At 69.8% G+C, this 6,959-nt stretch carries 7 protein-coding genes; 5 read left to right on the top strand and 2 right to left on the bottom strand.

Annotated features, from left to right (window positions below):
- Positions 1 to 9: 9 nt before the first annotated feature.
- Positions 10 to 1,053, bottom strand: coding sequence for an amino acid ABC transporter substrate-binding protein (locus KDH83_RS09150; protein ID WP_212314639.1), 1,044 nt, complete (start codon positions 1,051 to 1,053; stop codon positions 10 to 12).
- 212 nt (positions 1,054 to 1,265) lie between these two features.
- Between KDH83_RS09150 and KDH83_RS09155 the strand changes: the two genes are divergently transcribed.
- The 3 genes from KDH83_RS09155 (at position 1,266) to KDH83_RS09165 (ending at position 4,738) form a co-directional block, all read left to right on the top strand.
- On the top strand, positions 1,266 to 2,402 hold the full coding sequence (locus KDH83_RS09155) for an aminotransferase class V-fold PLP-dependent enzyme (RefSeq protein ID WP_212314643.1): 1,137 nt from the start codon (positions 1,266 to 1,268) through the stop codon (positions 2,400 to 2,402).
- Between the two features lie 204 nt (positions 2,403 to 2,606).
- Positions 2,607 to 3,902 (top strand): O-acetylhomoserine aminocarboxypropyltransferase/cysteine synthase family protein, encoded by a 1,296-nt coding sequence (locus tag KDH83_RS09160; protein WP_212314644.1) that lies wholly within the window; start codon positions 2,607 to 2,609, stop codon positions 3,900 to 3,902.
- A gap of 11 nt (positions 3,903 to 3,913) precedes the next feature.
- Entirely contained in the window at positions 3,914 to 4,738 is an 825-nt protein-coding gene (locus tag KDH83_RS09165) for an alpha/beta hydrolase (RefSeq protein ID WP_212314646.1), read from the top strand.
- A gap of 24 nt (positions 4,739 to 4,762) precedes the next feature.
- Here KDH83_RS09165 and KDH83_RS09170 read toward each other — a convergent pair whose 3' ends face one another.
- A complete protein-coding gene (locus KDH83_RS09170) occupies positions 4,763 to 5,671 on the bottom strand; it encodes an AraC family transcriptional regulator (RefSeq protein ID WP_249204963.1) in 909 nt (302 codons plus the stop codon).
- A gap of 199 nt (positions 5,672 to 5,870) precedes the next feature.
- Here KDH83_RS09170 and KDH83_RS09175 point away from each other — a divergent pair, with 199 nt between their 5' ends.
- Positions 5,871 to 6,428, top strand: a complete 558-nt coding sequence (locus KDH83_RS09175) for a carboxymuconolactone decarboxylase family protein (RefSeq protein WP_103274283.1) — start codon at positions 5,871 to 5,873, stop codon at positions 6,426 to 6,428.
- Positions 6,425 to 6,959 (top strand): acyl-CoA dehydrogenase family protein (locus tag KDH83_RS32495; RefSeq protein WP_249204965.1); only part of this gene is annotated, 535 nt, incomplete at its 3' end. The genes KDH83_RS09175 and KDH83_RS32495, both read left to right, overlap by 4 nt.

Here is a 6,959-nt window from a genome sequence, read left to right on the forward strand (position 1 = left end):
CAGCGCGCGTCATTGGAACGGCGGCGAGTACAGCAGGCCGCCCTGGTTCCATTGCGCGTTCAGCCCGCGTTCCAGCTTCAGCGGCGTGGCCGCGCCCAGGTTGCGGTTCCACACCTCGCCGTAGTTGCCGACGGCCTTGATGGCGTTGCGCGCCCAATGCTCGTCCAGGCCGAAGCTCTTGCCGATGCCGGGCTCCGCGCCCAGCAGGCGGCGCACCTGCGCGTCCGCGCCCTGCGCCTGGCTGTCGGCGTTGGCGGCGGTGACGCCCAGTTCCTCGGCGGCCACCAGGGCGTTGACGGTCCAGCGCACGATGGCGCTCCAGTTGGGGTCGTCCTGGCGCACGAAGGGGCCGAGCGGCGACTTGTTGATGCGCTCGGGCAGGATGACGAAGTCGTCCGGATTGGCGGCGCGCGCGGCGCGGCTGGCGGCCAGCGTGGACGCGTCTGACAGGTAGACGTCGCAGCGGCCCGCGTAGAAGGCCTGTTCCAGCTCCACCAGGTTCTCGATCACCACCGGCCGGTACGACAGCTTGCGCTTCTTGAAGTAATCGACCAGGTTCTGTTCGTTGACGGTGCCCGGCTGCACGCAGACCTGCGCGCCGTCCAGTTCGGCGGCGCTCTTGACGCCCAGCTTCTTCGGCACCATGAAGCCCTGGCCGTCGTAGAACACGATGCCGGCCGAGACGATGCCCAGGCCGGCGTCGCGGCCCGAGGTGATGGTGGTGTTGCGGTTCAGCACGTCGATCTCGCCGCTTTGCAGCGCCGGAAAGCGTTGCTGCGAACTGAGCGGCACGAAGCGGGTCTTGGACGCGTCGCCCAGCACGGCTGCGGCCAGCGCGCGGCACAGGTCGGCGTCCAGGCCGGTCCAGCGGCCCTGCGCGTCGGCGATGGACAGGCCGGCCGAGCCCTGGCTCACACCGCAGACCAGCTCGCCGCGCTTCTTGATGGCGTCCACCGTGGGGCCGGCCTGCGCCGCGCCCGCCATGGCCAGCGCCGCCGCCGCGCCCGTCGTGGCCTTGATGAGGAAATTGATGCCGATGCGTCGTGCCTTCATGCCTGTCCTGTATTCGTCGTATGCAAGAAAGGCATGCATTCTAGGTGTGGCCGCGCGGGAATCGAGCGACTGTCTCGTCATATGGATATGAGCACTAAGCCTTATCGTTATCGTGTTCACGTCCCTACAATTCCCAGCATCCGAGGCCCGTTCCCCGTGGCGGGCCCGCCGGCGCTGGCGCCGGTCCTTTCTTGTTGTGGAGCAGATGGCGCATGCGTTGGCAGGATGAGTTCAGGCAGTTCTTTCCCATCACGCGGGACCGCGTCTACGCCAACATCGCCTACACCAGTCCGCTGTCGCCCAAGGTGGCCTCGGCGGTGGCCGATTTCTTCGACGGCATCGCCCATGCGCGCAGCGACAAGCCGGGCTGGCTGGCCGATGCCGACGCGCTGCGCGCGCGCCTGGCCCGGCTGATCGGCGGCGACGCGCGCCGGCTGGCCTTTACCAAGAACACGACGGAGGGGCTGAACACCGTGGCCCAGGGCCTGCCCTGGCGGGAAGGCGACAACCTGGTCGTGGACGACCAGGAGCATCCTTCGAACGCGCTGCCGTGGCTGAGCCTGCGCCGGCGTGGCGTGGACGTGCGCGTGGCCTCGTCGGGCGGACATCGCTACACCGTGGACGATATCTGGGCGCGCGTGGATGCGCGCACGCGGCTGGTCGCGCTGTCCTGGGTGCAGTACGCCACGGGCCTGCGCAGCGACATCGCGGAACTGGGCCGGCGCTGCGCGGCCCGGGACATCTGGCTGGTGGTGGACGGCATACAGGGCGCCGGCCTGCTGCGCGCGCGGGTCGACGACTGGGGCGTGGACGCGTTCGCCTGCGGCGCGCACAAGGGCCTGCTCGGCCCGCTGGGCGTGGGCTTCCTGCATCTGTCGCCGGCGCTGCTGGACGCGCTGGATCCGCCGTACCTGGGGCCGTCTGGCGGCCTGTCGCTGGACAAGTCCGGACCCGAGTGGCGCGTCGCCGCGCCCGACCGCCAGGACGCGCGGCGGCTGGAGACCGGCAATCTGAATTACCCCGGCATCGCCGGCTGGGCCGGAGCGCTGGACCTGATCGAGCAGGCCGACCCGGCGCGCATCGAGCCCTGGGCGCTGGAATTGTCGCGCGCGCTGGCCGACGGCCTGCGCGGCCTGGGCCTGGACGTGGTGTCGCCGGCCGACGCGTCCATGCGCAGCACCACCACGGCGCTGCGCCTGCCCGATCCGGCGGCCGCGCTGGCCCATCTGGCCGAGGCCGGGGTGGTGGCCAGCATTGTGGAGTATGGTTACGTGCGCCTGTCATTGGGCGCCTATAACAACCACGAGGATGTGGACCGCATCCTGCGCACCGCGCGCGGATGGGTCTAGTGTGCTGTCCCGCAGATACGCCCGCACGAAATCCACCCCTAGCCGCCAGGGCGTCGTTGCAAATCCTCGTGATACCTACGGGTATCACTGCGGTTTGCGCCTAGCCCTGACGCCTATGGATGAATTTCGTCATGCGGACGTACCTACGGGACAGCACACTAGGAAAACCTTTCGCATCAACGCAATCGTTCCGAGGAGAAGCAGATGAGCGACAGCAAGAAACCCAATTGGCGTCTGGAAACCGTGGCCGTGCATGGCGGCTACCGGCCCGATCCCACCACCCGCGCGGTGGCGGTGCCGATCTACCAGACCGTGGCCTACGCGTTCGACGACACGCAGCATGGCGCCGACCTGTTCGACCTGAAGGTCGCGGGCAATATCTACACCCGCATCATGAACCCGACCACCGACGTACTGGAACAGCGCGTCGCGGCGCTGGAAGGCGGCATCGCCGCGCTGGCGCTGGCCTCGGGCCAGGCCGCCGTGACCTACGCGATCCTGACCATCGCCGAGGCGGGCGACAACATCGTCTCGTCCAGCACGCTGTACGGCGGCACCTACAACCTGTTCGCCCACACGCTGCCGCAGTACGGCATCACCACGCGCTTCGCGGATCCGCGCGATATCGGCTCGTTCGAGAAGCAGATCAACGAACGCACCAAGGCGATCTTCGCCGAGTCCGTCGGCAACCCGCTGGGCAATATCACCGACATCGCCGCGCTGGCCGAGCTGGCGCACCGCCACGGCCTGCCGCTGATCGTCGACAACACCGTGCCCTCGCCGTACCTGCTGCGTCCGATCGAGCACGGCGCGGACATCGTGGTGCAGTCGCTGACCAAGTACCTGGGCGGCCATGGCACCAGCCTGGGCGGCGCCATCATCGACTCGGGCAAGTTCCCCTGGGCCGAGCACAAGGCCCGCTTCAAGCGCCTGAACGAACCCGACATCAGCTATCACGGCGTGGTCTATACCGAGGCGTTCGGCCCGGCCGCCTATATCGGCCGCGCCCGCGTGGTGCCGCTGCGCAATACCGGCGCGGCGATCTCGCCGTTCAATTCCTTCCAGATCCTGCAGGGCATCGAGACGCTGGCGCTGCGGGTGGACCGCATCGTCGAGAACGCGGTCAAGGTCGCCGGCTTCCTGCGCGAGCATCCCAAGGTCGAATGGGTCAACTACGCCGGCCTGCCGGACCACGCCGACCACGCCCTGGTGCAGAAGTACCTGGGCGGCAAGGCGCCGGGCCTGTTCACCTTCGGCGTGAAGGGCGGCCGCGAGGCCGGCGCGCGCTTCCAGGACGCGCTGCAGCTGTTCACCCGACTGGTCAACATCGGCGACGCCAAGTCGCTGGCCACGCATCCGGCGTCCACCACGCACCGCCAGCTCAATCCCGAAGAGCTGCAAAAGGCCGGCGTGCGCGAGGAAACCGTGCGCCTGTCGATCGGCATCGAACACATCGACGACCTGATCGCCGATCTGGACCAGGCCCTGGCGCAGGTGTGACGATGGCGATGATGCAACGCAGAACCCTGCTGAAGCTGGTGGCGGGCTTGCCCGCCATGGCCGCCGCGCCCGCGCTGGCGGCCGGCAGGCAGGGCGCCGCCGGCAAGGACGCCGGCGGCAAGACCTATGTGCTGGCGCATGGCTCCTGGCATGGCGGCTGGTGCTGGCGGCTGGTGGCCGAGCGCCTGGCGGCGGCCGGCCACCGGGTGTACGCGCCCAGCTATACCGGCATGGGCGATCGCGCCCACCTGCTGTCCCGCAGCATCACCATCGATACCTTCGTCGAGGACCTGGTGCAGGTCATCCAGACCGAGGAGCTGAACGACGTGATCCTGGTGGGCCACAGCTTCGGCGGGATCCCGATCACGGGCGTGGCCGACCGGATTCCGGAACGGCTGGCGCACCTGGTGTACTTCGACGCGATCGTGCTGCAGAGCGGCCAGAACGCGTTCTCGGTCTATCCGCAGGCCGACGCCGACGCGCGCATCGCGGCGGCCTCCAAGGCCACCGACGGGCTGGCGGTGCCGATCCCGGATCCGATTCCAGCGGCCTGGGGTTTCAAGGAAGGCAGCGCCGACCACGCCTGGGTCAAGCGCCGCCTGACCGCGCATCCGCTGGCCAGCTACACCACGCCGCTCACGCTCAAGCATCCGATCGGCAACGGCCGGCCGCGCACCTACATCCACTGCACCCAGCCCGAGCTGGGCGTGCTGGAGGCCTCGCGCAAGCTGGTCAAGTCGCAACCGGGCTGGAACTGGGTCGACCTGGCCGCGCCGCACGAGGCGCACATCACGCATCCGGATCAGCTCGCGGCCCTGCTGCTGGGCCTGTCCTGAGGCGGGAAGGGCCGGCGCGTCCGCTCAGGCGGCGCCGGCCTGGCGCTTGCGGCAGGCCGACGGCGCCATGCCCTCGGCGCGCTGGAAGGCGCGGCTGAAGGCCGCCTGCGATTGATAACCCACGCGCTCGGCGGCTTCCTGGATGCCCGCGCCTTGTTCCAGCAGCCGGCGGGCGGCGCGCATGCGCAGCGCCTGCAGCAGCTGGGCGGGCGTGGTGCCGCTGTGCAGCGTGAAGCGGCGGTGGAAGGTGGCCTTGGACATGTGCAGCCGGTCGGCCATGTCCTGCAGGCTCCAGGGCAGCGCCGGCTCGGCCAGGATGGCCTGCAGCAGCCCGGCCATGGCCGGGTCGCGCGCCAGCACCAGCAGGCCGTGCGCTTGCGGGTCGCGCGCCGCCAGATGGCGCAGCATGAAGAAGATGAGCAGGTCGGTCAGCCGCTCCAGCACCAGCGGCGAGGCGGCCGGATCGGCGGTCTCGTCCAGGATCAGCTGGAACACGCCCCGCGCGGCGGCATAGCGCGCGTCGCTGGCCCGCAATAGCAGATAATCGGGCAGGGCGTCGGCCAGCAGGCCGTCCAGCCCGGAACGGAATTCGAAGAAGCCGCAGGCCAGGCCGGTGCCGTCGGGGCGGCGCGGTTCCAGCGGCTGCATGCCCCGGGACGGGTCCGCGGGCAGGGCGCCGGCTGGCATCAGCGTGTGCGGCAGGTCGCGCAGGAAGAAGATGCCGTCGCCGGCGGCCAGCGCCAGGCTTTCGGTTGCCAGGTCCACGCGGCAATCGCCGTGCAGGATCAGGTGGAAGCTGGCGCGCGCGCGGCCGCTGGTGCTGGCGTTCCAGGCGCCGCAATACTGGCCCAGGTGATAGAGGCTGGAGCGCACGTCCAGGCTGGACAGCAGCAGCGCGTCGGCGGCGGATCGGTCGTGGGCGGGCTGGGACAAGGCGTTCCGGAAAAACCCGGCCATCTGATACGGCGCAGGCACAATAGCAGTTTGAGAGGATGATGCGCCATGTGCCCGGGTTATAAGCGCATAGCTGAAAGTCGATAAGTTCGAGCATCAAGTTGCGATCAGCGGGCATTGTCGCCCGCCGCCGGGCATACGCACAATACGGTTTTGCAATCCGCACCTGGAGATCCACATGGCCCGTCTGACCATCCATACCGCGCAAAGCGCGCCCGAAGCCGTCCGTCCCGCCCTGAGCGCCGCCGAACAGGGCGCCGGCTACCTGTCGAACCTGCTGGGCGTGCTGGCCAATGCGCCGGCGGCCCTGGAGGCCTATCAGACGCTGTCGCAGATCAACGCCCGCGCCGGGCTGACGCTGCAGGAGCGCGAAGTGGTGCAACTGGTGGCCGGCACGCGCCACGGCTGCACCTTCTGCGTGGCCGGCCATACGGCGCTGGCCCGCAACAAGGCCAAGCTCTCACCCGAGGTGGTCGAGGCGCTGCGCGCCCAGGGCACGCTGCCCGACGCGCGGCTGCAGGCGCTGGCCGCCTTCACCGAGGCCGTCATCAACACGCGCGGCCGCGTCAGCGACGCCGAGCTGCAGGCGCTGCGCGAGGCCGGCTACACCGACGGCAACGCGCTGGAAGTGATCGTCGGCGTGGGCCTGGCCACCATCTGCAATTTCGGCAACAACCTGGCGCAGACGCCGCTCAACACGCAGCTGGCCGACTACGCCTGGAGCCCCAAGCAATGACGGCGACGCAGGCGCTTACCGATACCGGCGCGCGTTCCTGGCTGCCGGCCGAGCTGCGCGACTGGCTGGACGCGCATGCCCAGGCGCTGGACGAAGGCGCCGAGGATCCCGCCTCGGTCCTGCCCAGGCTGGCCGAGGCCGGCGTGTTCCGGCTGGGCGTGCCCGCCAGCCAGGGCGGCCTGGAAGGCAGCGATGCGGGCGATGCCATCGAGGCGGTGTCGCAGCTGGCCGAGCATTCCGTGGCGGCGGCCTTCGTGGCCTGGGGCCAGCGCGTCTTCATCGAATACCTGCTGCACAGTCCGAACCAGGCGCTGGCGCGCGACTGGACCGGCCCGCTGCTGCGCGGCGAGCTGGCCGGCGCCACGGCGCTGTCCAACGCCATGAAGTTCCTCAGCGGCATCGAGTCGCTGCAGATCTCGGCGCGCCAGGACGGCGACGACTGGGTGCTGGACGGCCGCATGCCCTGGGTCACCAATCTGCGCCCGGACGGCTTCCTGGTGGCGGCGGCCAGCTCGCCGCGCAGCAGCGGGC

Origin of the sequence: Achromobacter sp. Marseille-Q0513 (assembly GCF_018195695.1) — a bacterium.
Classification (GTDB): Bacteria; Pseudomonadota; Gammaproteobacteria; order Burkholderiales; family Burkholderiaceae_B; genus Achromobacter.

What these genes read in the sequence shown, in the direction of transcription:
- KDH83_RS09150 (WP_212314639.1), bottom strand. Translation starts at nt 1,053, where the DNA reads ATGAAGGCACGACGCATCGGCATCAATTTCCTCATCAAGGCCACGACG.
- KDH83_RS09155 (WP_212314643.1), top strand. Translation starts at nt 1,266, where the DNA reads ATGCGTTGGCAGGATGAGTTCAGGCAGTTCTTTCCCATCACGCGGGAC.
- KDH83_RS09160 (WP_212314644.1), top strand. Translation starts at nt 2,607, where the DNA reads ATGAGCGACAGCAAGAAACCCAATTGGCGTCTGGAAACCGTGGCCGTG.
- KDH83_RS09165 (WP_212314646.1), top strand. Translation starts at nt 3,914, where the DNA reads ATGCAACGCAGAACCCTGCTGAAGCTGGTGGCGGGCTTGCCCGCCATG.
- KDH83_RS09175 (WP_103274283.1), top strand. Translation starts at nt 5,871, where the DNA reads ATGGCCCGTCTGACCATCCATACCGCGCAAAGCGCGCCCGAAGCCGTC.